The sequence below is a fragment of the Bradyrhizobium sp. FW305-F6 genome, assembly GCF_058782905.1.
In genome coordinates this window covers 1,546,173-1,571,401 of sequence record NZ_JBYSYD010000002.1, presented here as the reverse complement: position 1 = coordinate 1,571,401, position 25,229 = coordinate 1,546,173, and the positions used below count along the sequence as shown (strand labels likewise).

Annotated in this window: 21 protein-coding genes; 12 read left to right on the top strand and 9 right to left on the bottom strand. The window is 65.6% G+C overall.

What is annotated here, in order from left to right:
- Positions 1-10 precede the first annotated feature (10 nt).
- From AC3WLX_RS18755 to AC3WLX_RS18745, 3 genes are all read right to left on the bottom strand, one after another.
- On the bottom strand, positions 11-250 hold the full coding sequence (locus AC3WLX_RS18755; protein WP_492337058.1) for a DUF3649 domain-containing protein: 240 nt from the start codon (positions 248-250) through the stop codon (positions 11-13).
- A 38-nt stretch (positions 251-288) separates the two neighbouring features.
- Positions 289-1,017 carry a cobalt ABC transporter substrate-binding protein gene (locus AC3WLX_RS18750; RefSeq protein ID WP_492337057.1) on the bottom strand — a complete coding sequence of 243 codons (729 nt, stop codon included), beginning with the start codon at positions 1,015-1,017 and terminating at the stop codon, positions 289-291.
- Positions 1,018-1,160: 143 nt separating this feature from the next.
- Positions 1,161-3,473 carry a TonB-dependent receptor gene (locus AC3WLX_RS18745; RefSeq protein WP_492337056.1) on the bottom strand — a complete coding sequence of 771 codons (2,313 nt, stop codon included), beginning with the start codon at positions 3,471-3,473 and terminating at the stop codon, positions 1,161-1,163.
- A gap of 357 nt (positions 3,474-3,830) precedes the next feature.
- On the opposite strand from AC3WLX_RS18745, the gene AC3WLX_RS18740 reads away from it, so the two are divergent.
- Positions 3,831-4,007 carry a hypothetical protein gene (locus AC3WLX_RS18740; protein WP_291627408.1) on the top strand — a complete coding sequence of 59 codons (177 nt, stop codon included), beginning with the start codon at positions 3,831-3,833 and terminating at the stop codon, positions 4,005-4,007.
- Positions 4,008-4,103: 96 nt separating this feature from the next.
- Here the strand turns inward: AC3WLX_RS18740 and AC3WLX_RS18735 are convergent, their stop codons facing one another.
- Positions 4,104-6,125 carry a YgiQ family radical SAM protein gene (locus AC3WLX_RS18735; protein ID WP_291627409.1) on the bottom strand — a complete coding sequence of 674 codons (2,022 nt, stop codon included), beginning with the start codon at positions 6,123-6,125 and terminating at the stop codon, positions 4,104-4,106.
- A gap of 238 nt (positions 6,126-6,363) precedes the next feature.
- Between AC3WLX_RS18735 and AC3WLX_RS18730 the strand changes: the two genes are divergently transcribed.
- Positions 6,364-6,501 (top strand): hypothetical protein, encoded by a 138-nt coding sequence (locus AC3WLX_RS18730; RefSeq protein WP_492337055.1) that lies wholly within the window; start codon positions 6,364-6,366, stop codon positions 6,499-6,501.
- Between the two features lie 6 nt (positions 6,502-6,507).
- On the opposite strand, the gene AC3WLX_RS18725 is transcribed toward AC3WLX_RS18730, so the two are convergent.
- Together AC3WLX_RS18725 and AC3WLX_RS18720 are read right to left on the bottom strand one after the other, a co-directional pair.
- Entirely contained in the window at positions 6,508-7,173 is a 666-nt protein-coding gene (locus AC3WLX_RS18725) for a GntR family transcriptional regulator (RefSeq protein ID WP_492337054.1), read from the bottom strand.
- 7 nt (positions 7,174-7,180) lie between these two features.
- On the bottom strand, positions 7,181-8,593 hold the full coding sequence (locus AC3WLX_RS18720) for an FAD-binding oxidoreductase (RefSeq protein ID WP_492337053.1): 1,413 nt from the start codon (positions 8,591-8,593) through the stop codon (positions 7,181-7,183).
- A 179-nt stretch (positions 8,594-8,772) separates the two neighbouring features.
- On the opposite strand from AC3WLX_RS18720, the gene AC3WLX_RS18715 reads away from it, so the two are divergent.
- The 10 genes from AC3WLX_RS18715 to AC3WLX_RS18670 all read left to right on the top strand — a co-directional run bounded on the left by AC3WLX_RS18715 (position 8,773) and on the right by AC3WLX_RS18670 (position 22,441).
- Positions 8,773-9,657: a dihydrodipicolinate synthase family protein gene (locus AC3WLX_RS18715; protein WP_492337052.1), complete on the top strand. Its 885-nt coding sequence runs from the start codon at positions 8,773-8,775 to the stop codon at positions 9,655-9,657.
- A gap of 209 nt (positions 9,658-9,866) precedes the next feature.
- The gene (locus tag AC3WLX_RS18710; protein WP_492337051.1) at positions 9,867-12,191 is read left to right on the top strand and encodes a TonB-dependent siderophore receptor; all 2,325 of its coding nucleotides are present in this window, start codon (positions 9,867-9,869) and stop codon (positions 12,189-12,191) included.
- A 2-nt stretch (positions 12,192-12,193) separates the two neighbouring features.
- On the top strand, positions 12,194-13,384 hold the full coding sequence (locus AC3WLX_RS18705; protein WP_492337050.1) for a PepSY-associated TM helix domain-containing protein: 1,191 nt from the start codon (positions 12,194-12,196) through the stop codon (positions 13,382-13,384).
- A 71-nt stretch (positions 13,385-13,455) separates the two neighbouring features.
- Complete coding sequence (locus tag AC3WLX_RS18700) at positions 13,456-14,688, top strand: rhodanese-like domain-containing protein (RefSeq protein WP_492337049.1); 1,233 nt, start codon at positions 13,456-13,458, stop codon at positions 14,686-14,688.
- 126 nt (positions 14,689-14,814) lie between these two features.
- Positions 14,815-16,059: a phosphoglycerate dehydrogenase gene (gene serA, locus AC3WLX_RS18695; RefSeq protein ID WP_492337048.1), complete on the top strand. Its 1,245-nt coding sequence runs from the start codon at positions 14,815-14,817 to the stop codon at positions 16,057-16,059.
- 178 nt (positions 16,060-16,237) lie between these two features.
- Entirely contained in the window at positions 16,238-17,899 is a 1,662-nt protein-coding gene (locus AC3WLX_RS18690; protein ID WP_492337047.1) for a tannase/feruloyl esterase family alpha/beta hydrolase, read from the top strand.
- 47 nt (positions 17,900-17,946) lie between these two features.
- Positions 17,947-18,396, top strand: a complete 450-nt coding sequence (locus AC3WLX_RS18685) for a MarR family winged helix-turn-helix transcriptional regulator (RefSeq protein ID WP_492337046.1) — start codon at positions 17,947-17,949, stop codon at positions 18,394-18,396.
- A gap of 14 nt (positions 18,397-18,410) precedes the next feature.
- The gene (locus AC3WLX_RS18680; protein WP_492337045.1) at positions 18,411-19,181 is read left to right on the top strand and encodes an enoyl-CoA hydratase; all 771 of its coding nucleotides are present in this window, start codon (positions 18,411-18,413) and stop codon (positions 19,179-19,181) included.
- Positions 19,182-19,293: 112 nt separating this feature from the next.
- Positions 19,294-21,375 (top strand): methyl-accepting chemotaxis protein, encoded by a 2,082-nt coding sequence (locus AC3WLX_RS18675; protein WP_492337044.1) that lies wholly within the window; start codon positions 19,294-19,296, stop codon positions 21,373-21,375.
- A 127-nt stretch (positions 21,376-21,502) separates the two neighbouring features.
- Entirely contained in the window at positions 21,503-22,441 is a 939-nt protein-coding gene (locus AC3WLX_RS18670) for a dihydrodipicolinate synthase family protein (protein ID WP_291630583.1), read from the top strand.
- A 133-nt stretch (positions 22,442-22,574) separates the two neighbouring features.
- Here AC3WLX_RS18670 and AC3WLX_RS18665 read toward each other — a convergent pair whose 3' ends face one another.
- Genes AC3WLX_RS18665 through AC3WLX_RS18655 form a run of 3 tightly spaced genes read right to left on the bottom strand, consistent with a single transcriptional unit; the run spans position 22,575 to position 25,153 of the window.
- A complete protein-coding gene (locus tag AC3WLX_RS18665; RefSeq protein WP_492337043.1) occupies positions 22,575-23,273 on the bottom strand; it encodes a DUF1045 domain-containing protein in 699 nt (232 codons plus the stop codon).
- Between the two features lie 18 nt (positions 23,274-23,291).
- Complete coding sequence (locus AC3WLX_RS18660) at positions 23,292-24,485, bottom strand: alpha-D-ribose 1-methylphosphonate 5-triphosphate diphosphatase (RefSeq protein WP_492337042.1); 1,194 nt, start codon at positions 24,483-24,485, stop codon at positions 23,292-23,294.
- Complete coding sequence (locus tag AC3WLX_RS18655; protein WP_492337041.1) at positions 24,482-25,153, bottom strand: transferase hexapeptide repeat family protein; 672 nt, start codon at positions 25,151-25,153, stop codon at positions 24,482-24,484. The genes AC3WLX_RS18660 and AC3WLX_RS18655 overlap by 4 nt, the downstream gene beginning before the upstream one ends.
- Positions 25,154-25,229: the final 76 nt, after the last annotated feature.

The following is a 25,229-nucleotide window of genomic DNA, read 5'->3' as shown; positions in this document are numbered from 1 at the left end:
GCGCCGCTCCTCAGCCAACAGACCATGCCAGCGGCGCCAGCATCGCCGCCGCGACGATCAAGCCCGCCCATGACCTCCAGGCGCTGCGCGCGGCAAAGACCCAGATCACGGCACCTGCGTAGATGGCAAAGCTGGCCAGCATGCCCGTGAGCACGGCCTGCGGCTTGCTGATTGGCAGTGCCAGCACGGCCACGCTCGCGAGCGCTGCCAATGCATAGCCGCCGAACACCGCCGCAATGATGCGGGACATCAGCGGCCCGGTCGACCGGACCTGTCGGATCAAAGCGTTCATTTGCCGGGCGTTGCAGGGGGCCCGGCCGGAATCGGCGCGAGGCCTTTGGCGTTCACGAAGGTTACGGTCGTGGAATAGCTCACCGCATCGTACTTCTCGGTGCCGTTCGTCCCAGTGCGTTCGCCGCCATTGCGGTCATTGAAGCTGGCCTCGACCACATAGACGCCCTGCCAGGGCATATCGAATGTCACGAGGCCCTGCTCGTCGGTGTGGCCTTCCTTCTGCCAGCCCGACTCCGTCACCAGCGTGACCTTTGTCTTGGCCTTGGGCTGGTCCTTGAAGACCAGCTTGAACTGGCCTTCCTGGCCGGTCGGCACGAGATCGAACACGAGCTTCGGCTGCTGCGCGGCAAAGCTGGTGATGTAGCGGGCCGCCGGATAGAACCAGTTGTTGACGTCCTTGCCCGGCTGTTTCCAGACATAGAGCGGATAGCTGGCGTCCTCCGCCACGATGGCCTCGCCTGCGGCGGCCGCGAACGGCAGCGTGAAGCCCTTGCCGGTCTTGGTCGCATCGGACTTCTGCTCACCCCTGGTCGAGATCAGCCTGCCCGTCACTTTGCCGAATTTGTCGAGAAGGCCCGGCGAGACCTCGCGAAGGTTCTCGCCGTATTCGCCGAAGCGAACGATCGCGTTCTGGCCGTCGGCCTGCTCGATCCAGATCTGGTGCGCCTGCGCAGGCAACACTGCTGCAAGCAGGACAATGGAGACGGCGAAACGCTTGATCATGACAGGCACCCGAAACAAAACCCGAATTTGACATGAGATCGCCGGGCGCGCGAGGCCCCGGCGATCCGACGAAGTTACGACGCTCGGCGGCAGCAAATCATCCGTCTGCGGATGCTCTTGCTGCGGCCATCGGGGACGTTCGGTCAGAGATCGAACGCCGCCGACAGCAGGAAGGTGCGGCCGGCGCCAACGGTCTGGAAACCGCCGCTGGTCAGCCAGTATCGCTTGTCGAACAGGTTTTCGACATTGGCACGGAACGTGACGGGGCGGCCGTTCAGGACGGTCGCGTAACGCGCACCGATGTCATACCGGGTCCAGCTGGAGAAACGCTGCCACGCCAGGTTGGCATTCGTCAGGTAGGAGCTACCGGTGTGGATCACGCGCCCGTTGAATGCGAGGCCTGTCACCCACGGTGCATCCCAGTCGAGGGAACCCGAGAATGTCACGTTCGGCACACCGGCGGCATCATTGCCGCGCTCTGAGGCCGTGGCCGGATTGGTCAGCTCCGGACGCAGGAACGTAACGCCCGCCATGCCGCGCAGGCCGGGCAGCAGAAGGCCATAGGCCGAGAGTTCAAGACCGCGGTTGCGCTGTTCGCCGTCGTAGGCGCGGACGTTGGCGGCAGTGGTGACCAGGCTCGGCCGCGCAATCTGGAACACGGCTGCCGTCGTGGTGATGGTGCCCCAGTCCACCTTGACGCCGGCTTCCTGCTGCTTGGACTTGTAGGGCGCGAGGATCGACCCGGTATTGGCAAAGCCGGCGGGAACGATGACGCCTTGGCTGAGGCCTTCGGCGTAGTTCGCGTAGAGCGAGACGTTCTGCAGCGGCTTGACGACGACCCCGGCCAGGGGCGTCACGGCTTCCGCGCCATAGTCGCTGGTCTTGAGCCCCGTCGCGGTGCTGAACGCATCCTGCTCGACCCGCTGATGGCGGGCGCCCAGCGTGAGCAGGACCCTCTCATCCAGCACCGACATGGTGTCGGCAAGCGCGAAGCTGCGCAGCAGGATCTCGTTGGCCAGCCGTGGCGGGAGACGCGCGCCGGTGACCACCGGCAGCGGGGCCGGATTGTAGATGTTCGACGGCACCGACTGCGCCGGCGTGTTGGCAACATAGGCGTTGCCGTTTTCCTGGAAGTAGCCGGTGAAGGCGAAGTTCACCCTGTGCGTGACCGGCCCCACGTCGAAGCGCGACCGAATGCCGGCATTGCCGCTGGTCGTCTTGCTGTAGGAATCGTAATAGGCGTTGATCAGACGGAAATTGCCGAGGGCGTCCGCCCCGCTTGGGAAGCCGGTGACGCGGGAGTCGGGGAAGGTCTGGTAATTCTCGCCTTCGCGGTAGCCGATGCCTGCATAGGCCGTGATCGCTTGGGAGATGTCATACTCGACCGCCGTGGCAATGGTATTGTCCCGCTGCTTCAGCAATGTTCCGGGGTACCAGGTGCTGCGCGGGTCCGGCGGAGCCGGAATGAACGGTACCGTCGTTCGAATGCCGATCTGCGGACGGAAGTTCTCGGTATCGTCGTTCTGCGAGATGGCATCGACGGTCCAGCGCAGGCGCTCGCCGCGATAGTCGACGCCCAGCGCACCGAGACCACCCCTCCAGTTGCCGTTGTCGATCGTGGCTTCGCCATTGCGGCCCACGCCGTTGAAGCGGACGCCCCACTCCTTGTTCTCGCCATAGCGCTGGCTGGTCTCGACGTGCAGGCCATAATGGCCGGCGCTCATGAAGAACGGCGTCACCCGCGTGAAGGGAATTTCTCCGGCGCGTTTGGTGAGGATGTTGATGGCGCCGCCAACCGTGCCGCCGGGAGCGATGCCGTTGATGAGTGCGCCGGGCCCCTTCAGCAACTCGATGCGTTCGATGATCTGGGCGGGAACGCGACTGGAGGACACCAGGCCGTAAAGTCCGTTCAAGCCGACGTCCGTCGCGTTCACCGGGAAACCGCGAATCTGGAAGGTGTCGTCGAACCCGTTAGGGCCGGTGGTGAGACGAACCGAGGAGTCGTTGATCAGCGTATCCGCCGCCGTCCGTGCCTGCTGATCCTCGATCAATTGCGAGGTGTAGTTGACGACACTGAAGGGCGTGTTCATGACGCTCACGTTGCCAAGCAGGCCGAGAGTTCCGCCCTGGGCAACTTGACCTCCAGCGTAGGCAGGCGCCGGAGCGCCGAGCGTCCGCGTGCTTCCCATTGTGGTAACGGGAGCATTCGATGGAGCTTGCGCAGCTTGCCTCGACACATCGCGTCCAGCGCGCTGGACGTTACCGCGCGGCCGCGCGCTGCTGCGCGTGACGCGTGCGCGCTGCTGAGGCGCGTCGACCGTCACCGGCGGCAACGCCTGCGGTGCGGAACTCTGCGCGCGGCTCTCCGTCACAGCAGCGCCCGTCAGACCGAGCGAAAAGGCACCGATGGCCGCTCCGACAAGCATGCGGCTCTTGTAGTTCTGAATGTTGCTCACCAACGCCCCCAATTACTCAGCAGATCGTCTGCTATGGAATTGAAAGATCGGAAGCAACGCAGCGAAATTAGAACTTCTATAGTTCGGTGCGCAGCAGCAGCGTTTGCGCCATCATCGCGACGATTTGTCACGAGTTCGATGACGCCAAGCTGCAACGCGCATCGATCTTTGCAGCGGCGATCTAATCGCTTCTGGATCGATTGTTAGAACGTCTCTAATTGCTCGCTTCGTTACGCGGAGCTTGCCTTGGCGTTGAAACGAAGAACAAGGCCAGGCGCGGAGTTTCGGCTCATCGCGAGCCAGCAAGCCTAGCCGGGGATTCGGACGCCGCGGGGTGAGCTCAAGGGGTCGATCCGGATGAGCAAGACGGGTTCGCTTCATCCACGTTCCGCGATAATGGCATCATACGCCTGGTTTGCCCGACGATCAAGCGAAATTTTCGTAAAAACGGAAATCGGCGATTTTCCGGGGCAGATCATGCTCGATTTGCGGTTCGAAGGTCTCGCCAATCGCATCGCGCTCGTAAGCCGTTGATCTTGCTACCCCCGCCTACTGTGCATGGGGTTGTTTTCGCGCTTTTGTTCGGCAGGCGCGAAAGCGCCACCGACCCGCGCCCGAATCCGGCTCCCGCTACTTCATCACCCGCAGGCCCTTGGTCGTGAACCGCTGCGTCCTGCCTCCGGGCCGCATTGGGCGCTTGGTGCCGGCGGCCTTGCCGGTGCCGGGCGGCTGATGCGCGGGGACGAGCTGATGCGGCTGCGAGCCGATCAGGTCGCGGCGGCCCATCTCGATCAGTGCTTCGCGCAGCACCGGCCAATTGTCGGGGTCGTGATAGCGCAGGAAGGCCTTGTGCAGGCGGCGCTGGCGCAGGCCCTTGATCGCCTCGACCTTGTCGCTGCCGCCGTGGCGCACGCCGCGCAGCGGATTGACGCCGGTGTGGTACATCGCGGTCGCCGTCGCCATCGGCGAGGGCAGGAAGGTCTGCACCTGGTCGGCGCGGTAGCGGTTCTTCTTCAGCCACAGCGCGAGGTTCATCATGTCCTCGTCGGTCGTGCCCGGATGCGCCGCGATGAAATAGGGGATGAGATAGTATTTCTTGCCGGCCTGCTCGGCGGCTTGATCGAACATCCGCTTGAACTTGTCGTAGGCGCCGATGCCCGGCTTCATCATCTTGTCGAGCGGGCCGCGCTCGGTATGCTCGGGCGCGATCTTGAGGTAGCCGCCGACATGATGGGTGACGAGCTCCTTGATGTATTCGGGGCTCTCGACCGCGAGGTCGTAGCGCACGCCGGAGGCGACCATCACCTTCTTGATGCCCTTGGTCTCGCGCACCTTGCGATAGAGCCGGATCAGGTCGTCATGCGAGGTGTTGAGGTTCGGGCAGATCTCCGGGAAGACGCAGGACGGCCGCCGGCATGCCGCCTCGACCTTCGGGTCCTTGCACGCCATCCGGTACATGTTGGCGGTGGGGCCGCCGATGTCGGAGATGACGCCAGTGAAGCCGGGCGTCTTGTCGCGGATGCGCTCGATCTCGCGCAGGATCGATCCTTCCGAGCGGCTCTGGATGATGCGCCCCTCGTGCTCGGTGATCGAGCAGAAGGTGCAGCCGCCGAAGCAGCCGCGCATGATCGTCACCGAGAAGCGGATCATCTCCCAGGCGGGTATGCGCGCATCGCCATAGGACGGATGCGGGGCGCGTGCGTAAGGCAGATCGTAGACCGCGTCCATCTCTTCGGTGGTGAGCGGGATCGGCGGCGGGTTGAGCCAGAGATCGCGGTCGCCATGGCGCTGCACCAGCGGCCGCGCATTGCCGGGATTGCTCTCCCGGTGCAGCACGCGCGAGGCGCGGGCATAGGCTTCCTTGTCGTGCTCGACCTGCTCGAGCGACGGCAGGCGGATCACGGTCGGCCCCTTCTCGCGCGAGGCGCCCTCGTCGGCGGAATCGAGATCGTCGGCGTGCAGCTCGGTGTAGTCCGCAGGGACCTTGCGGAACAGCGCGACGCCCCTGATGTCGTCGAGCGCGCGCGGCGCCTCGCCTGCGGCAAGCCGCTGCGCCACCTCGACCACGGCGCGCTCGGCGTTGCCGTAGAGCAAGAGGTCCGCCTTGGCGTCGGCCAGCACCGAGCGGCGCACCTTGTCGGACCAGTAGTCGTAATGCGCGATCCGGCGCAGCGAGGCCTCGATGCCGCCGAGCACGATCGGCACGTCCTTGAACGCCTCGCGGCAGCGCTGGGCATAAACCACGGTGCAGCGGTCCGGTCGCCTGCCGCCTTCGCCGCCGGCCGTATAGGCGTCGTCGCTGCGGATGCGCCGGTCCGCAGTGTAGCGGTTCACCATGGAGTCCATGTTGCCGCCGGTGACGCCGAAGAAAACTTTTGGCTTGCCTAACGCCTTGAACGGCTCGGCCGAGTGCCAGTCCGGCTGCGAGATGATGCCGACGCGGAACCCCTGCGCCTCCAGCAGGCGGCCGATGATCGCCATGCCGAAGCTCGGATGGTCGACATAGGCATCCCCCGTCACCAGCACGATGTCGCAGGCGTCCCAGCCGAGCGCATCCATCTCGGCGCGGCTCATGGGCAGGAACGGCGCCGGCTTGCGCGGCTGCGCCCGGGCCATCAGGGGCCTGTCGGCGGTGATCATCTGGATGTCCATGGCGCCTACGCATAGGCCCCATAGCCGGCGAATTCAACCGATCGGTGTGGCGGTACCGAACTTAGGGTTCCGTCCTCGTCGACAGCCCATTGGAGCTCAGGAACCAACCTGGCTCCGCGAACATTCTGGTCGAGGGTTCGACCCGGGCCCGGGTCGCGCGCGCCTCCATCGTTCCGGCGTTCGTGATGTGACCTCTGGCGATGGGGAAGCTGTGAGTACGGTCATAGAGAACTTGCTGTTGCGAAAGCAGAAGCTCGTGGAACAGCTCGAGAAGGCGCCGGCGGCCGAGGATCGCGACAAGATCGAGCACCAGCTTGAGCAGATCAACACGGCGCTGGATTTCTTGGACAGGCCTGGCGCGAAGGAGAAGCCGTGACGGCGTTCAATCCACCTTCAGCGCCTTGGCATAGACCCTGCCCGAATTGGTGATGTGTGTGGTCATCAGCGCTTCGAAGGCGGCGAGCTCGCCGCTTGCGAACAGATCGAGCAGCTCGCGATGCTCGTCGAAGGACGTGCGGGTGCGCACGTCGATCGGCGACGTCAGATTGGTGCGGAGCGCGGCGACGCGGCCGGAGACGAGCTGATAGGATTCGGCGAGATAGCGATTGCCGCAATGGGCGAACAGCGCCTCGTGAAAGGCGGCGTCGGCGCGGCCATAGGCGATATTGTCCTGTGTCGTCACCGCCGGCTCCATCGCCGCGATTGCCGCGCTCATCGCCGCAATCGCACTGTCGCGATCGTGACGGAAGGCGAGCTCGGCCGCCTTGGGCTCCAGCGCGATGCGAAAGGTGCAGAGCGCATCGATGTCCTCGGCGCTCGGCGTGAACACGAAGCTGCCGACCTGCGGCCGGATCACGACGAGGCCTTGCGCCTGCAGCTGGCCCATCGCCTCGCGCACCGGCGTGCGGCTGACCCCGAAGGCGCTCGCCACCATCTCCTCGGAGATGGCCGCGCCAAGCGCGAACTCGCCGTCGATGATGGCCTGGCGCAGCCGCTGCATCACCCGCTGCGACAGCGATTTCGGCGCATCGAGCTTGAGCGATCGCATGGCGGGCTCAGACCACCTTGCCGGGGTTGAGCAGCTGATCGGGATCGAGCGCCGCCTTCAGGGTGCGCATCAGCGCGATCTCGGCCTCGCTCCGGGCATAGCCCAGCCACTGCTTCTTCAAGGTGCCGATGCCGTGCTCGGCGGAGACGCTGCCGCCCATGTCGCGGACCAGGCCGTAGATGATCGCGTCCATCTCGTCCTTCGGCTGCTGCGCGACGGAGAGGCCGGTGACCCAGGAGACGAGATGCAGGTTGCCGTCGCCGATATGGCCGTAATAGACGCTCTCGCAGCCCTCGATGCCCGAGGCCAGCGCCGCCTTGCAGCGCGTGACGAATTCGTCCATCCGCTTGACCGCAAGGCCGATGTCGTAGGAGATGTGCGGCCCCAGCACCTGGCCGAACTCGGCGCAGATGTCGCGCACGCGCCAGAAGGCCTGCGTCTGCGCCAGCGATTGCGCGACGGCCGCATCGGCGAGCAGCCCGCGCTCCATCAGCTCCTCGAGCCAGCTCTGGAAGCGCGGCGCGTCGACGCTCTCGTCGGTCCCTTGTGCTTCCACCAGCACGTAGAGCCCATGACCTGGCGCGACCGGCGGCTTCACTCCGGCGCGATTCGTGATCACGTCCCAGTAATCCGGCCACATCACCTCGAACGCCGACAGCAGCGGCCCGAGCCCCGAGCGCGCGGCGGCGAGCAGCCCGAGCACGGCATCGTAATCCTTCAGCGCGCACAGTGCGGCCATGGTCGAGCGCGGCTTCGGAAACAGCTTGATTACCACGCGGGTGATGATGCCGAGCGTGCCTTCCGAGCCGATGAAGAGATGCTTCAGATCGTAGCCGGCGTTGTTCTTCATCAGCTTGTTGAGGCTGGTGATGATGGTGCCGTCGGGCAGCACCACCTCGAGGCCGAGCACCAGCTCGCGGGTCATGCCGTAGCGGATCACGCGGTTGCCGCCGGCATTGGTCGAGAGATTGCCGCCGATGGCGCAGGAGCCGCGCGAGCCGAGGTCGAGCGGGAAGAAGAAGCCGGCCTCGTCCGCGGCCTTCTGGATCGTCTCCAGCGGCGTGCCCGCCTTCACCGTCATGGTTGCGGAAGCAGGGTCGATCTCCTCGATGCCGGTCATGCGCTCGAGCGAGATCGCGACCCAGCCGGCTTCGGGCGAAGCGCCGCGGCACAGGCCGGTCAGTCCGCCCTGCGGCACGAATGGAAGCCGCGCCTGCCGGCAGGCTGCAATCGCAGCGGCCACGCCTTGCGCATCGGCTGGCCTGATCACCGCGAGCGGCGTCTGCGGCAGGCTCGCGCTCCAGTCGTTGCAATTGCGCGCCGGCACATCGGCGCCTGTGAGCACCGCGGCGGCGCCGAGCCTTTCGCGAAGTGCAACGAGCACTTGGTCAGCGCGTGCGACGGGAGCCGCGATGTCCATGCCAGACCTCCTCCGAAACCAGCTGCGCCTCATGCGCGCCGCAAGGGTGAAAAGAATTTGCCTCTGCCTTGTATGTAAGGTACAAGATGGAAAGTAAAGTAAAAACAATGATTAAAGCCCAGCCTTAAGACTCCTCGGAATCAAAGGCTTGGTTGGGTGGCAGCAGAAAGGCCGATGGGATGATGGAGGCAATTCGCGGGTTCTGGGTGGCGTCGGCGACGCCGCTGGCGAGCGACGGCAGCGTGGACTCGGCAAAGCTCGCCGCTCACGCCAAGCAGTTGTTTGGCAAGGGCGTCGACGGCGTCGTGCTGTTCGGCACCACCGGCGAGGGCACCTCGTTCAATGTCAGTGAACGCGTCGCGACCATCGAAGCCTTGCTCGAGGCAGGTATCGCACCGGAACGCATGGGCATCGGCGGCGGCTTTCCCGCCATCAGCGACAGCATCGCGCTGACGCGCGCCGTGCTTGGTTTCGGTCTGCGCCACGTCCTGCTGCTGCCGCCCTATTTCGACCGCAGCATCACGGCCGAAGGCATCGAGGATGCCTTTGCCGCGATCATCGATGGTGTCGCCGACGAACGGCTGCGCGCCTCGCTCTATCACATCCCGCAAGTGTCGGGCGTCGCGATCCCGGCGACGGTCGCCGCGAACTTGCGGAAGCGCTACGGCAAGCAGGTCGCCGGCTTGAAGGACTCGAGCGGCGACTTCAAGCAGTTTCAGGCATTCCGCGCAGCCGTGCCCGAGCTTGCCGTCACCGTCGGCAACGAAGCCGACATCGCCCGTGCCATCGCCGCGGGCGGCGCAGGAACGATCTGCGGCATGGCCAACATCGCGCCCGAGCTGGTCAAGGACATGCTCGATGGCAAGGACGCCGAGGCGCGCATGCAGGCCGCGGCCGACATCGTGGTCAAGACGCCGTCCTTGGTCGCGACCTTGAAGGCGATCCTGGCGGCGCAGACGGGGGATGCTGGCTGGCTGCGCGTGCGTCCGCCGCTTCGCGCCTCGTCCGACGGCATCGCCTACAAGCGAAAGCTGGAGCAGTTGATCGCGCCTGCCATCGCGTGAGATCGCGCACGCTCGCGGCACGCTTCCGCAAATTCCCACACAGCGTGCCGTGATCGCGGCTAGATCCAATCGGAGATTGACGTTCGGCGCCGTTCGACACTTAGAACGATTCAATACTAGAGCGATTCAAGCTCGGCTGCGGTTCTCTTCGCTCGTAGCCACTGTTACAGGCGCACACTTCTGCGTTCTTGACTTGAAGTGGAATAAAAGTGCGTGCCTTCGTGGGTGGCCAGCGCGGCAGCGGCCACCGTCATCGTGCCGGCAAGAGCAGTGCCGGTCTTCTCATCGGAGCGGCGGTGCTGCTCGCTGAATGTCCCTCCAACATGACGTCCGCGCAAGCGCAATCGGCGTTGCCGCCGGTGACGGTCGAAGCGCCGGCGCAGCGGTCCAGGCCGGCGCGGGCATCGGACCAGTCAACACGCCGCGCGCAGATCGCTGCGCGCCGGCGCAATCGAAACACCGCGCCCGCAGCGCCGACGCCTGCGGAACGCGCAGCGGCGGAAGCCGCCGCCCAACAAGCCGCAAAGCTCGGTTATCGCGCGATGCCGAGTTCGACCACGCTGCGCAGCGGCGCCTCGCCGCTCGACACCTCGCAGGCCGTCAACGTCGTGCCCGAGCAGGTGTTGAAAGACCAACTTCCCCGCAACATCGACGATGCCCTCATCAATGTCTCCGGCATCACCCAGACCAACACGCTCGCGGGCAGCCAAGACGCCGTGATCCGCCGCGGCTTCGGCGACAATCGCGACGGCTCGATCATGCGCAACGGCATGCCGCTGGTGCAGGGCCGCAGCCTCAATCCCGCCGTGGAAAGCGTCGAGGTTCTGAAGGGGCCAGCCTCGCTGCTCTACGGCATCATGGATCCCGGCGGCATCGTCAACACCATCAGCAAGCGGCCGGAACTTTATCAGCACGGCTCCGTCACGTTGCTCGGCTCCGCCTTCAGCGCCTCCAAGACCGGCGCCGACGGCCTGCTCGACATCACCGGTCCGATCGGCGATCAAGGCCTCGCCTATCGCTTCATCGGCTATGGCGTCAGCGAGGATTACTGGCGCAATTTCGGCCGTCACCGCGAGATGCTGATTGCGCCGTCGCTGGCCTGGTACGGCCAGGACACGACGGTGCAGCTCAACTACGAGCATCGCGAGTTCATCTACCCGTTCGATCGTGGCACCGCGTTCAACCCGGTGACAAAGGCGCCGCTCGCGGTGCCCGCGACACGCCGGCTGGATGAGCCCTTCAACAACACTTGGGGCACCTCAGACCTGATGCAGGCCTCGATCGAGCACCGCTTCAACCAGGATTGGAAGCTCCACGCAGGCTATAGCTACAACACCGAAACCTTCAGCGCCAACCAGCTCCGTATCACCGGCATCAACTTCACGACCGGCGCCGAGACGCGCAGCAACGATGGCACGGGAAGTTCGCTCAGTAACGTCAGCTACGGAACGTCCTACATTTCCGGCAGTTTCTGGCTCGGCAACATGCGTAACGACGTGGTGTTCGGCGGCGACGGCCAGTATCGCACGATCTACCGCGATGTCCTGATCCGGCAGGCAACGCCCGTCTTCAATGTCTACAATCCCGTCTACGGCCTCATTGGGCCGGGCACGACCGCTTCGAACCCCGACAGCGCCCAGACCGACAAGCTCGGCCAGTGGTCGCTGTTCGTCCAGGACACGCTGCATCTGACCGAGCGTTTTGCTCTGGTCGGCGGCGCGCGTTACATGGACTATGAGCAGATCGCCGGACGCGGAAAGCCGTTCAACACCAACACCAACGTGTCCCAGGACAAGGTGCTTCCGCTCGGCGGCGCCATCTTCAAGCTGACCGACCAAATCTCGCTCTATGCCAGCTATACCGAGTCACTGAAGCCGAATTCGACCATTGCGCCGATCGGCGTCGTGATCGACTCCCGGGTCGCGCCCGAGGAAGGTGTCTCATACGAGACCGGTGTAAAGTTCGATCTGAACAAGCGCATCTCCGGCACGTTGGCGTTCTACGATCTCGACAAGAGAAACGTGCAGACGACGAAGACCAACAGCGCCGGCATCGTGGAGCTCCACACCGTCGGCCGCGCCCACTCGCGCGGCGTCGAGCTGGACGTCACCGGCAGGCTCACCGACAGCTGGGCCTTGATCGGAAGCTATGGCTATACGGATGCCCGCGTCACGACGTCCGAGGACCTGACGCTGCTCGGCAAGAAACTGCAAAACGTCGCCTTGAACACTGCATCGCTCTACCTGGTCTACGACTTCGGCACCGCATTGCCCGGCCAGCTCCGCCTCGGCGGTGGCGCGCGCTATGTCGGCGACCGACCCGGCGATGCCATCAATAGCTTCTTCTTGCCGTCCTATGTGGTTGCCGACATCTTCGCAACCTACGAGATGCAATACCAGAGCACGCCGGTGATCTATCAGTTCAATGTCAAGAACCTGTTCGATACCGTCTATTACTCCTCCGCCGTCAACAATCTCAACGTCGCCATCGGCGATGCGCGGCGCGTCTCGCTGTCAGCTACCGTGAAATTCTAGCCATGGCGGCACGGCTGGGACATACCGTCAAGGCCGTCCTATTCCAGGTCCATTCCATTGCGGGCCTGGTCCTCGCGCTGGTGCTCGCCCTGATCGCGCTGACCGGCGCGATCATGAGTTTCGAGGACGAGATCGTCGATCAACTCAATGCCGGGATCATGCAGGTCCCACCACGTCAAATCCCGGCGCTGACGCCGGACGTGTTGGTCGCGCGTCTGAAGGCGGCGCAGGATCTCGGCAAGGTTTCGGCCGTCACGCTGTCGAGCGATCCTGCGGCAGCGGCCCATGTCCGCTTCGCGCGAGACGACAACGGCGGAAGGCCGGCTTCGCTCTATGTCGATCCTTACGACGCGCGCGTGCTGGGTTCGCCGCGTGGCGAGGCGTTCTTCGCGACCGTGCGCCGGCTGCATCGCTGGCTGCTCATTCCCGGCGACGGCAAGGGCTGGGGACGCCCGATTACCGGATCGATCGCACTCGGCCTCATCGTCATGCTGGTTTCGGGCCTCGTGCTGCGCTGGCCGCGCCGGGGCGGCAGCGTGAAGATCTGGCTGAAGCCGAATCTCGGGCTCAGCGGCCGCGGACTGCACCGGTCGTTGCATGCCGTGATCGGCACCTGGGTCCTGCCGGTCTATCTGGCGATGACGCTCACCGGGCTGTTCTTCTCCTTCGAATGGTACAAGGACGGCGTGACTTGGCTTCTCGCACGTCCGCACGCCGGCGGCGCGAAGATGCAGCCCAGGATGCCGGCGAAGCCGCCGCGTACGGCGAGCTCCGAGCCGGCGCCGCCGATCGGATTCGATCAGGCCTGGATGACGTTCCAGCGCGAGGAGGGCGACCGTTTCTCCAAGGCGTTGCTGACGCTGCCGACGCAGGGCACGACGATCCGCATCCGGTCGTGGGGCAAGGCGTCCTTGCTCGAGACCACGCGCGATGAATTCCGCATCGATGCCGTCACCGGGCAAAAGGTCTCCGCCGAGCGCTACGCCGACAAGACCTTTGGCGAGAAGATCATCGCGGCCATCTACGACATCCATCGCGGCGCAATCCTGGGATGGCCGGGCAAGCTGGTGTTCATGATTGCCGCGATCTTGATGCCCTTGTTCTCGGTCACCGGAATCCTGCTCTATCTGTCGCGCCGCAGGTTGCGGCGCCCGGCACAGCCGCCGCTCGGGCGGCTCTTACCGGGCGAGTAAGCCGAGAAGGCTAGCCAACGCGCTCTCAATCGTTCAAAAGCCCATGGCCTGTCCTACCCAGGGTCCATGCCATGAAGCTTCCCACCATCAGCCCCGCCGATATCCGCCGCGCCCTGCTGCTGCGCGAAGAAATTGCGCTGCTCGATCCCAGATACGAGGCCGCCTTCGCCACCGGCCATCCGCTGTTCGCCGCCAACATGGCGGTGGACCGCATCGCGGCAGAGGCCGAGGTCAGGCTACCTCGCAAGGACGTTGCGATCGTGCTCTATGATGACGGCGAGGGGCTGGTCGCGACTGGCGCCGAACGTCTGGCTGCACTTGGCTACTCCAATGTCAGCGCACTCGACGGTGGGCTGAAGGCGTGGCGCGATGCAGGGTTCGAGGTGTTCGAAGACGTCAACTCCTATTCGAAGGCGTTCGGCGAGCTGGTCGAGTCGCGCCGCCGCACGCCCTCGCTCAGCGCCGACGAAGTGGCCAGGCTCATCGCGGACAAGGCCAACATCGCCATCCTCGACGTCCGCCGTTTCGACGAATATGCGACCATGAACATCCCGGGCTCGGTGAGCGTGCCCGGCGCCGAGCTGGTGCTGCGGGCAGGGCAGGCCGCGCCCGATCCCGAGACCACCATCATCGTCAACTGCGCCGGCCGCACCCGCTCCATCATCGGCACCCAGTCGCTGATCAATGCCGGCGTGCCGAACAAGGTGCGCGCGCTGCGCAACGGTACCATCGGCTGGACGCTGGCCAAGCACGCGCTCGACCACGGCGCCGACAGGCGCGGCGCGATCGGACCGTTCGAGGGCGGTCCTGCCAATGCGCGCGATGTTGCCTATCGCGCGGGCGTTCGCCACATCGGCACGCGCGAGATGGCGGCGCTGCTCGCGCAGACCGATCGCACGCTCTATCGCTTCGACGTGCGGGACGCCGAAGACTATGCCGCCGGCCACATCCGGGGCTTTCGTCACTATCCCGGCGGCCAGCTGGTCCAGGAGACCGACATGGCCGCACCCGTGCGAGGCGCGCGCATTCTCCTGACCGACGACAAGGACGTGCGTGCCGACATGACGGCGTCGTGGCTGGCGCAGATGGGCTGGGAGGTTTATGTGCTGGAAGGCGGCTATGACGGCGCGCTGGAGATCGGCTCGCCGCACGTGCTGCCTAAGCCCGATCCGGCCCACCGCTACCGCCGGCCCTATGAAGGCACCGACGTCGCGGAGAAGGCGATGCAAGCCTATCTCGATTGGGAATATGGCCTCGTCGAGCAGCTCCGCCGCGACGGCACGCACGGTTTTTACGTGATTTGAGACGAAGGCGGAGCCGCTGGGATACCAAGCAGGGCTTCGCCTGCCATCTCCGTATCAGCCCCTATTGTGCTGGCCCTCCTCGGCGGTCTATGAGCCTCAGGCAAAGCCGCCATTTTTGGAGACATGATGTCCGCCTCAGGCCAAAGCCCCGAGCGAAGCGCGAAGGCGCTGCTGCTCGAAGGCGTCAACGACAGTGCCCTGGACCTATTCAGGAGCGCCGGTTTCACCAATGTCGAGCGGCTGCCCAAGGCGCTGGACGGCGCGGATCTGCGGCGCGCGCTCGAGGGCGTATCGCTGCTCGGCATCCGCTCGCGCACCCAGATCACCGACGAAGTGCTTGGGAGCGCCAATCAGCTCCTCGCGGTCGGCTGCTTCAGCGTCGGCACCAACCAGGTCGACCTGCTGGCCGCGCGCAAGCGCGGTGTTCCCGTTTTCAACGCGCCGTTCTCCAACACCCGCAGCGTCGCCGAGCTCGCGATCGGCGAGATCGTGATGCTGCTGCGGCGAATCTTTCCGCGCTCGGTGTCGGCCCATGCGGGCGGCTGGGACAAGTCGGCGACCGGCAGCCGCGAGGTGCGCGGCCGCACGCTCGGCATCGTCGGCTACGGCAATATCGGCTCGCAGCTCTCGACCCTTGCCGAAGCCATGGGCATGCGCGTGATCTATTTCGACCGCACCGACAAGCTCCGTCACGGCAACACCGAGCCGGTCGAGAGGCTGGACGAGCTGCTGGCGCAGAGCGACGTCGTCAGCCTGCACGTGCCGGAGACGCCGGAGACCGCGGGCATGATCGGCGAGAAGCAGCTGCGGGCGATGAAGCCTGGCTCGTTCCTGATCAACAACAGCCGCGGCACCGTGGTCGATCTCGATGCGCTGGCGCGCGCCTTGCGCGAGGGTCATCTCGCCGGTGCGGCCGTCGACGTGTTTCCGGTCGAACCGTCCTCGAACGCGGATCGCTTCAACAGTCCGCTGCAGGGTCTCGAGAACGTGATCCTCACGCCTCATATCGGCGGTTCGACCGAGGAGGCGCAGGAGCGGATCGGCGGCGAGGTCGCGCGCAAGCTGGTCGACTATTTCGTCACGGGATCGACAATGGGCGCGGTGAATTTCCCCGAAGTGCAACTGCATCTTCGTCCTTCCGGTGCGCGCTTCAGCCATGTCCATCGCAACGTGCCGGGCATGCTGAGGCGGCTGAACGAGGTCTTCCTCCAGCGCGATATCAACATCGCCGCGCAATATCTGGAGACGGCGGGCGACCTCGGCTACGTCGTGCTCGACGCCGATCTCGGCGGCCATGACTCCAGCGAGCTGCTCCAGCAGATCCGCAGCCTCGAGGGGACGGTCGGCGCGAGACTGGTGTTCGAGCATTAGAGCATGATCCGGAGAAGTGCGAAGCGGTTTTCCGGAAAGATCATGCACAAACAACAACCTAAAGCGCGATGACGATTCATCCAAATCTCATCGCGCTTTAGCGCATCATTGACGGCCGGCCGGCGGTCGACTTCAATGCGGCCTCCTGAGCAAACAACAATAGAAACAGGAGGAAATGATGGCGCAACTGCGTGCGAAGCTCTACGCATTGCCTGTCGGCGCGGCGGCCTTGCTGGGGGCGCATTGCGCCACGGCGGCGACGCTGGCGGAAGACGCCGAGACCGTCTGCAAGAGTCTCATCGGCGGCGCTGATGCCATGAAGATCGACGCCGCGACGTTGCAGGCGCCGTCGCCCCTCGCCGTGGCCGAGCGTGGGCCGACGCCGTCCGGGCGCATCACGCCGGCCAATCCGCGCTTCTGCAAGGTGCTCGGACACATCGACCCCACCGATCCCAGGGCACCGCCGATCAAGTTCCAGGTCAACCTTCCGGTCGAATGGAACGGCCGTTCGCTGCAATATGGCGGCGGCGGCTTCAACGGCGTGCTGATCACCGGCCTGGCGCTGCCGCCGGCCTATCCCTTCGACAAGCCCTCGCCGCTCGCGCGAGGGTTCGTCACCTACGGCACCGACTCCGGCCACGAGACCAAGCAGGGCGAGCCGCCGCAGGTCTTCGCGCTGAACGACGAGGCGTTCGAGAATTTCGCTCATCGCGCCTACAAGAAGGTGCGCGATGCGGCGGTTGCGCTGATGGAGCGCGCCTACGGCAGGAAGCCGGAGAGAATGTACTTCATGGGCTCGTCCGAAGGCGGCCGCGAAGGCCTTACCATGGCGCAGCGCTACCCCGACGATTTCGACGGCATCTTCGCCCGCGTGCCCGTGATCAACTGGGTCGGCTTGCAACACGCCGGCACGCGCTCGGGCCTGGTGACCATGGGCGAGGGCTGGATCAATCCGGCGCAGGTGAAGCTGGTCGGCGATGCCGTGCGCGCGGCTTGCGACAAGGCCGACGGCTCCGACGACGCGCTGGTCGCGGATCCCGTCGCGTGCAAGACGGCATTCAAGGTCGAGACGCTGCGCTGCGCGGCGGGCCAGAGCGGAGATCACTGTCTCACCGATCCCCAGATCAAGGCGATCAACACGCTGCACGCCATCTACAAATTCCCCTTCGCGCTCGCCAACGGTCTCGACGACTATCCGGGTTGGGGCGTCTCCGGCGAGGACATCCCCGCGATTGGCCCGACCGGCGGCTGGGTCGCGTGGTGGCTCGGGACCGCGCCGCCAGCACAGCCGCCCGCGCCGAACAACGGCATCGCCTGGATCTACGGCGCCGGCGGCATTCAATACGTGTTCGCCCGCGATCCCAGGCTCGATGTCACCACCTACAAGGTGGAAGAGCACAAGGCGCGGCTGCTCGAAGTGTCGAAACTGATGGATTCGACCGATCCAGATCTCAGCCGTTTCCGCGCGCGGGGGGGCCGGCTGATCATGCTCGAGCACATGGCCGACTACGCCCAGAGCCCCTATGCCGGCATTCGCTATTTCGAGAGCGTCGAGCGCAAGATGGGGAAGGCCGAAACGGCCGAGTTCGCGCGGCTCTACACCGCGCCGGGCGTCGACCATGTCGGCTCCGGCGCGCCGGCCAATGTCGACATGCTGAGCGTGCTGGTCGACTGGGTCGAGAACGGCAAGGCGCCGGGTGATCTCGAAGTCAGCGAACAGAAGGTCGAGGCGCCGTCGTTCGCGACACTGCGTGCGCTGCCGTTGTGCCGCTGGCCTTCCTGGCCGCGCCACAAGAGCGGCCCGGTAGCGGAGGCGTCCAGCTTTACCTGCGCGCGGTAGGAAAACGCGCGTTTGACAGCCGCCTCGTGTCCGGCTATCTATTTCGTATGCGAAATAAAGAGGCCGGCGCAAGGCACCATCGGCTGATCTACCTGCTGAGTGTCGCACATCGCCGCCTGCAGCGCTGGATGGCGGCGCGGCCCGAGAGCGAGGTGACGCCGGCGCAGGCCGGGCTGCTGTTCGTCCTCGGCAGGCAGGACGGCGTGTTGATCGGCGAGGCGGGCGCGGCCCTCGATCTGGGGCCGGCCGGAATCTCCGGCCTCGTCGATCGCAGCGCTGCGGCGAGGCTGGTCGAGCGGCGGACCGACCGCGAGGATGGCCGCGCCTTCCGCATCTGGCTGACGCCGAAGGGGCGGACCGCGCTGGCGCAGGCGAAAGCAGGCGCGGCGGAAGTCAATGCGGCGCTGACGGAAGGATTCACGGCTGCGGAGATCGACATCGTCGCGCGCTGGCTGACGAGCATTCAGGACAAGTTTCCAAGAAGTTCAGACGAATAACACGGAGCAGACGAATGACCGAGCACGTCCGGATCGAGAACAAGGGTGGAATTCTCACGCTGACAATGGCGCGTCCCGACAAGAAGAACGCGCTGACCGATGCGATGTACGGCAAGCTGGCGGATGCGATCGAATCCGCCGAGTTCGATCCGTCGGCGCGGGTGATCCTGATCCGCGGCGAGGGCGACATGTTCACCGCCGGCAACGACGTCGGCGAGTTCGCCGCCGTCGCAGCCGGCAAGTCGGAAGGCAGCCGCAACGTCGTGCGCTTCATCCAGTCGCTGGCGCGCTGCACCCGGCCGCTGGTCGCCGCTGTGCAGGGCCGCGCGGTCGGTGTCGGCACCACGATGCTGCTGCATTGCGACCTCGTCGTGCTTGCCGACAATGCGCAACTGTCGACGCCGTTCGTCAGCCTCGCCCTGGTGCCGGAAGCGGCCTCCAGCCTATTGATGCCTGCGCGCATCGGCCACGCCCGCGCCTACGAGATGTTCGCGCTCGGCGAAACCGTCCCGGCCAAATCGGCGCTGGAATGGGGCCTCGCCAACCGTGTCGTGCCGCTCGACAGGCTCGATGCCGAAGCGCTCGCCCTGGCGCAGCGCCTTGCCAGCCAGCCGGCCGGCGCCCTCGCCGCGACCAAGAAGCTGATGCGCAACGGCGAGGTGCTGGTCGCGCAGATGCAAGCCGAAGGCGAGCAGTTCGCGCAGCGCCTACGCACCGCCGAGGCGCGCGAGGCGTTTACCGCCTTCGCCGAGCGCCGGCCGCCGGATTTTACCAGGGTTGGATAGGCGGCCCGGAATGGGTGCAGGCTGGATCGCTCGGATTCAACGAAAACCTTAACGGAACTTTGGCATGTCGCGGTGCAAGGTGGCCTTTCCCGAGAGTTAGGTCCCCCGACCCATGTCCATTTTTAAGAATTCGGTAAGCACGCTCCTCCTGGTCCTGATGACCCTGCTGGCCGCCGGCGCGTTGACCAGCACGGCGATCCAGATGGGCGGTGCCTTCAACCGCTACAGCGACAGCCTGGAGACTGAACGGCTGGCGAATGCCGACAAGTCGATCTTCCATGGTGTGGTCGCCCTGCGCAGCAATCGCGGCGATGCCCAGAGCGCGCTGCTCGGCGAGGACGATCCGCGCGCCAAGCTCGGCGTTGTCGAGAAGGCCGAGCAGGCCGGCTTCGACGCCATCGCCGCCGCGCTCTCCACTATCGATTTCGCCCGGCGCGACGAACTCGCAGCAACGCTGAAGCAACGTTGGAACGAAACCGCGCCGAAATTCCAGTTATTCTACGACGAGGCCAAGCTGCCGCGCGCCGAGCGCAAGGTGGAGCGAACCGCACCCTGGTACGATTCCGTCACCAAGGTGATCGACACCGCCAATCTCGCGTCCACCGCGGTGTCGAACCGCGCCTGGATGAACGATCCCTACATCGCCCGCATGATCCAGGCCCGCCGCCTCGCCTGGCAGGTGCGCGACCGCTACGGCATCCAGTGCTCGACGCTGCGCCCGAACATCAACAGCTCGAAGCCGCTCGATGAGACCCAGAAGCAGACCGTCGCGGGCTGGAACGGCATCGTCAACGCCGGCTGGACCGGCATGGAGGAACTGCTGGCTGCGCCTGACGTGGCGCCGGACCTCGTCAACACGGCCAAGGAAGCGCGCGCCAAGACCGATGGAGCCCTCAAGCAGATCGGCGATATCACCAGGAACCTGGATGGCAGCGGTCGTCCGGCGATGCCGGCCTCGGAATGGAACGCATTGTGCCAGGCTCCGTTCGCGTCCATCGTCGCGGTCGCGAGCAAGGCGCTCGACCTGTCGATTGCGCACGCGGAGGCGCTTCAGGCCAAGGCCCTCACGAATCTCATTATGCAGTCCTTCGGCTTCCTGCTCGCACTGGCCGTGACCCTCGCCGGCGTGTTCGTGGTGCGCAACCGCTTGATGCGCCCGGTGCGCGCGATCCTCGACGCCATCGCCCGCATCAGCGCGCGCGATTATGCGACGCCGGTGCCGCAATCCCGGCATCCCGACGAGTTCGGCACCATGGCTGCCGCGCTCGAAAGCCTGCGGGAGAGCGCGGCAACCGCGGAACGCCTTGGCCAGGAACGCGAATCGCAGCAGGCGCTGCAGCTTGCCCGTTCCGGCACTGTCGATGCGGCTTGCCGCAGCTTCGACGACACCGTGCAGGCGGTGATCCAGAGTGTTGCGGCCTCGACGCGGGAACTCGATGCGACCGCGAGCGGCGTGCGCTCGCTGGTCACGGAATCGAGCAGCCAGACCGCCGCGGTCTCCTCCGCCGCCGAGCAGGCTACCAACAATCTCGAGACCATCGCTGCCGCGACCGAGGAACTGTCCGCGTCCGTCGGCGAGATCTCCGCCCAGGTGCAATCCAGCGCGCGCGAGGCCCGCGAGGCCGTCGCGCAGGCCGAGCAGACCAACGCGACGGTCGAGATACTCGACCAGACCGCAAGCCGCATCGGCGAGGTCGTGAAGATGATCAACGCCATCGCCGCCCAGACCAACCTGCTGGCCTTGAACGCCACGATCGAAGCGGCGCGTGCCGGAGAAGCCGGCCGTGGTTTCGCCGTGGTGGCCGGCGAGGTCAAGAGCCTCGCGTCTCAGACCGCAACGGCGACGGAAGAGATCTCGCGCCAGGTCGAAGAGATCCAGGGCGCCACCGGCCAGGCCGTCGCCGCCATCCGTTCGATCGGCGGCGCCATCAGCGGCATCGACGAGAAGATGACCGCGATTGCCGCCGCGGTGGAGCAGCAGCGCGCGGCCACCACCGAGATTTCGCGCAACTTCCAGCAGGCCGCTCAGGGCACCCGCGAGGTCACCGACACCATCGGCAGCGTCGCCCGGCTCAACCAGGAGACCGGCAACGCCGGCACGGTGCTGTCGGAGTCCGTCAAGAAAATGTCGGCGGACGCCGATCGTCTCCGTGTCGCGGTCGAAGGCTTCCTGGGCGCGGTGAAGACGGCCTGATTCCTTCCTCTCTTAATCCTGCCTCGCGCGGGCATTGCCGCCGATCCGCGCGTTGGCTACATCTGGGCCGCCTCGCTCCCGCGAGCGCGGCGCCAGACGTAAGACATATCAGGGATGGAGAGTTTCGATGCCGGTCACCGCACCTAAGGCTCAGCGCCCCTATCGAGGCGTGTTCCCGGTCGCGCCCACCATCTTCGACGAGCGCGGCGAGCTCGACCTCGAAGGCCAGCGCCGCTGCATCGATTTCATGATCGATGCCGGCTCGCATGGCCTCTGCATCCTCGCCAATTTCTCCGAGCAGTTCGTGCTCACCGATGCCGAGCGCGAGACGGTGATGCATGCGGTGCTGGAGCATGTGGCCGGCCGGGTTCCCGTGATCGTCACCACCACGCATTTCAGCTCGGCCGTGTGTGCGGCGCGCAGCAAGCAGGCCGAAGCGGCGGGCGCCGCCATGGTGATGGTGATGCCGCCCTATCACGGCGCGACCTTTCGGGTCCCCGAGAAGGGCATCGTCGAATTCTTCAAGGTGCTCTCCGGCGCAATCGACATTCCCATCATGATCCAGGATGCGCCGGTTGCCGGCACGCCGCTCTCGGTCGATCTGCTGGCGCGGCTGTCGCGCGAGTTTTCCAACATCCGCTATTTCAAGATCGAGGTGCCCGGTGCCGCCGCCAAGCTGCGCAGCTTGATCGAGGCCGGCGGAAAGGACATCGAGGGTCCCTGGGACGGCGAGGAGGCGATCACGCTGCTCGCCGATCTCGATGCCGGCGCCACCGGCGCCATGACCGGCGGCGGCTATCCCGATGGCATCCGCCAGATCATCGATCCCTATTTCGCAGGCAAGCGCGAGGAGGCGAAGGCCGCCTATGAGCGCTGGCTGCCGCTGATCAATTACGAGAACCGCCAATGCGGCCTGATCGCCTGCAAGGTGATGATGCAGGCCGGCGGCGTGATCAAGTCGGAGGCGGTGCGCCATCCGCTGCAGCCGCTGCATCCGGCAACGCGCGCTGGATTGCTCGAGCTCGCCAAGGAAAGGGACGCGCTGGCGCTGCGGTGGGGGAAATAGGGGACAGACGCGCTTTCGTAGGGTGGGCAAAGCGCAGCGTGCCCACCATCTGTCTCCGTCGATAGAGGTGGTGGGCACGGCGCTCCGCGCCTTTGCCCACCCTACGGAGGTTGAGTGTGTTGCGCGATCCCGGCTAGCGAGCCAGCGTCCACTCGCCGATGATGCGAAACCGCGCCTTCGCGTCATCCTGCCGAAACAACGCGATCCGATCGATCTCGAGCGTCTCGATCGGCAGCGCCGCAAACCTCATCCGCAGCATCTGAAGGATCGGTCCGCGCCGTTCCGTATCCAGCCGTCCCGTCAGCGTCATGTGGAAGCGGAATTCCTCCATCACGTAAGGATAGCCCCAGCGGTCGAGATAGTCGCGCTGCCGCTCGCTCAGCCGCTCCGGCCTGCGCCGCGCGCGGTCCTCCGCCGTCAGCGCGGCGCGAAAGGAGTCGAATGCGCGGACGCAATCGGCGGCGAGCTCTTGCAGCGCATCGACCGGCTCGGCCGGAATGACGGCGATGAAGCCGCTGATGGAATCAACGACCGGGCGGATCAACGGACGCAGCCGCGTCTTGCCGGCAAATGCCGCACAGGCCGCTATCAGCTCTGCTTCGGTCCTGCCCGGCGCCAGTGCGATGGGCGCCTTCAGCGTGGCGTGAAAGCCGTATTTGCGGGGATCGGTGGTGATGTCGCGCCAGTCCGGCGCGACTTCCATTGCGGGCTGCGGAAACGAAACCTCTTCGCCCGAATAGGCATCGTAACCGAGCAGCTCGGCGCCGAAGCGGGAGAGGGCACTGCCGCTGCCTGCGGCGAAATAAATCGCGTAGCGGGGAAAGCTTGTCATCGCCGAAGCATAACCAATTCAAGCCGCGACGACAGCCCCGCGAGGCGCCGCTACGGCAGCGAGCAGCCGTGTCGCATCGGTGAGATGCACCAGCCTACCGCCCGAGATCACCGCGATCAGCCGCGGACGCAGCCGCACGCTGGCGTCCACGAGGAGAATGTCGGCGCGGCGTCCTTGCGCGAGCATGCCGCGATCGGCAAGGCCGGTCGCGCGCGCCGGGCCGGCGGAGACCAGGTCCCAGGCCCGAGCCAGCGGCAACACGCCGTCGGCGGCGAGCCGGAACGCGGCGAGCAGCTGGGCGGGATAGTAGTAGTCCGACGCCAGCACCGAGCAGAGGCCCTTGGCGATCATGTCCGATGCCTTGGTCCAGCCGGTGTGGCTGCCGCCGCGCACGACGTTCGGAGCGCCGTAAACGATGGCATCGCCGGCCTCTGCAGCGGCCTTCGCCGTCTCTTCGTTGATCGGAAACTCCGCGATGTCGGCGCCGAGCTCGCGAAACTCCCGGCGCATCGCCGGTGTCGCATCGTCATGCGAAAGCATCCGCACCTCCGCGGCGCGGGCGACTGCAGCCAGCCGCGATACCGAAGCCGGCACCTCGTCGGCGCGCGAAACCACGCGCTCGACCAGGCGGTCGAACGCCTCGCTCGACAATCCGGTCCGCTCCACCATGCGATTGCGCTTGCGGGGCTTGGCCATGTCGGCGACGGTGCCGTCCATGTGGTCGTTGAAGGCGAACAGGTCGACGCGGCCCTCGGCAAGCCACCGGCTGATTTCAGGCTCGGCGTCGAGATTGTAGGTTTCGTGGCGCAGGTGGAAGCGGGTGTCGGCGGCGAATTGCGGACGCTGCCGCTCGATCGCCTCCATCAGGCCACGCGCATTGTCGGCGCTGCGCAGGCCCGGCTCCCACGAACAGGTCGTGGCGTGAAACACGGTGGTGATGCCGTTGCTAATGGCCTGGCGGTCGCTGTCCGCCAGCGCGACGTCGATCGGAAAGTCGACGCCGGCGCGCGGCATCATCTGCCGTTCGAAGGCATCGCCATGCAGGTCGACGATGCCCGGCAGCACCAGCAGGTCACGGGCATCGATCGCTAGCCGCGCACGGCCGCGAGAGCCATCGAGCTGCGCAATCTCCGCTCCCGACACGAGAAGCGAAGTCTCGACGAACTCGGTGCCGATCAGGGCCCGTCCGCCTTCGAGGAATATGTCTGTCACGCGAGCGCGCTTCGTTTGCTGGCCGAAGGATTGGTGAGAGAGCTCGCTTGTGCTTCGTATGTCGCAAGAAAATCTTCAATCCCGAGCGTGCGGAAATCGGGCAGCGCCTGGCGCAATTTGTCGTGATCCCAGTCCCACCAGGCGAGCTTGGCCAGACGCCCCGCGATCTCCTCCGAGAACCGCCGCCGCACGATGCGGGCTGGATTGCCGGCGACGATGGTGTAGGCCGGCACGTCCTTGGTGACGATGGCGCCGGCGGCGATCACCGCGCCGGTGCCGATGTTGCGGCCCGGCAGCACGATCGCGCCGTGGCCGATCCAGACGTCGTGGCCGATATGGATGTGATGCTGGCGCCGCCAGTCGAAGAACGCGGCGTCGTCGCTCTCGCCTTCGAAATAGGCGCTGGAGCGGTAGGTGAAATGCGCCTGGGTCGCGCGTTGCATCGGATGGTTGCCGGGATTGATCCGCGTCATCGCCGCGATCGAGCAGAACTTCCCGATGGTCGTGTAGGTGATCTGCGAATCGTTGACGACATAGGAGTAATCGCCCATGGCCACTTCGTGCAGGATCGTGCGTGCGCCGACCTCGGTATACGCGCCTAACCTGGTCTCGTGCAGCTTCGCCGAAGGATCGATGGTCGGCTGAACCGAAAGGGCTTTGGCAACCATGTTGCATCCGGTGCGTGAGGACGGGCGTCCCTCTTCAAGCGGCTTGACGACGATGTCATGACAAAGAGATGACAGG

Coding starts and splice junctions, on each gene's coding strand:
- AC3WLX_RS18755 (WP_492337058.1), bottom strand. CDS start 250: ATGTCCCGCATCATTGCGGCGGTGTTCGGCGGCTATGCATTGGCAGCG.
- AC3WLX_RS18750 (WP_492337057.1), bottom strand. CDS start 1,017: ATGATCAAGCGTTTCGCCGTCTCCATTGTCCTGCTTGCAGCAGTGTTG.
- AC3WLX_RS18740 (WP_291627408.1), top strand. CDS start 3,831: ATGAGCAAGACGGGTTCGCTTCATCCACGTTCCGCGATAATGGCATCA.
- AC3WLX_RS18735 (WP_291627409.1), bottom strand. CDS start 6,125: ATGGACATCCAGATGATCACCGCCGACAGGCCCCTGATGGCCCGGGCG.
- AC3WLX_RS18725 (WP_492337054.1), bottom strand. CDS start 7,173: ATGCGATCGCTCAAGCTCGATGCGCCGAAATCGCTGTCGCAGCGGGTG.
- AC3WLX_RS18720 (WP_492337053.1), bottom strand. CDS start 8,593: ATGGACATCGCGGCTCCCGTCGCACGCGCTGACCAAGTGCTCGTTGCA.
- AC3WLX_RS18715 (WP_492337052.1), top strand. CDS start 8,773: ATGATGGAGGCAATTCGCGGGTTCTGGGTGGCGTCGGCGACGCCGCTG.
- AC3WLX_RS18705 (WP_492337050.1), top strand. CDS start 12,194: ATGGCGGCACGGCTGGGACATACCGTCAAGGCCGTCCTATTCCAGGTC.
- AC3WLX_RS18700 (WP_492337049.1), top strand. CDS start 13,456: ATGAAGCTTCCCACCATCAGCCCCGCCGATATCCGCCGCGCCCTGCTG.
- serA (WP_492337048.1), top strand. CDS start 14,815: ATGTCCGCCTCAGGCCAAAGCCCCGAGCGAAGCGCGAAGGCGCTGCTG.
- AC3WLX_RS18690 (WP_492337047.1), top strand. CDS start 16,238: ATGGCGCAACTGCGTGCGAAGCTCTACGCATTGCCTGTCGGCGCGGCG.
- AC3WLX_RS18685 (WP_492337046.1), top strand. CDS start 17,947: ATGCGAAATAAAGAGGCCGGCGCAAGGCACCATCGGCTGATCTACCTG.
- AC3WLX_RS18680 (WP_492337045.1), top strand. CDS start 18,411: ATGACCGAGCACGTCCGGATCGAGAACAAGGGTGGAATTCTCACGCTG.
- AC3WLX_RS18675 (WP_492337044.1), top strand. CDS start 19,294: ATGTCCATTTTTAAGAATTCGGTAAGCACGCTCCTCCTGGTCCTGATG.
- AC3WLX_RS18670 (WP_291630583.1), top strand. CDS start 21,503: ATGCCGGTCACCGCACCTAAGGCTCAGCGCCCCTATCGAGGCGTGTTC.
- AC3WLX_RS18665 (WP_492337043.1), bottom strand. CDS start 23,273: ATGACAAGCTTTCCCCGCTACGCGATTTATTTCGCCGCAGGCAGCGGC.
- AC3WLX_RS18655 (WP_492337041.1), bottom strand. CDS start 25,153: ATGGTTGCCAAAGCCCTTTCGGTTCAGCCGACCATCGATCCTTCGGCG.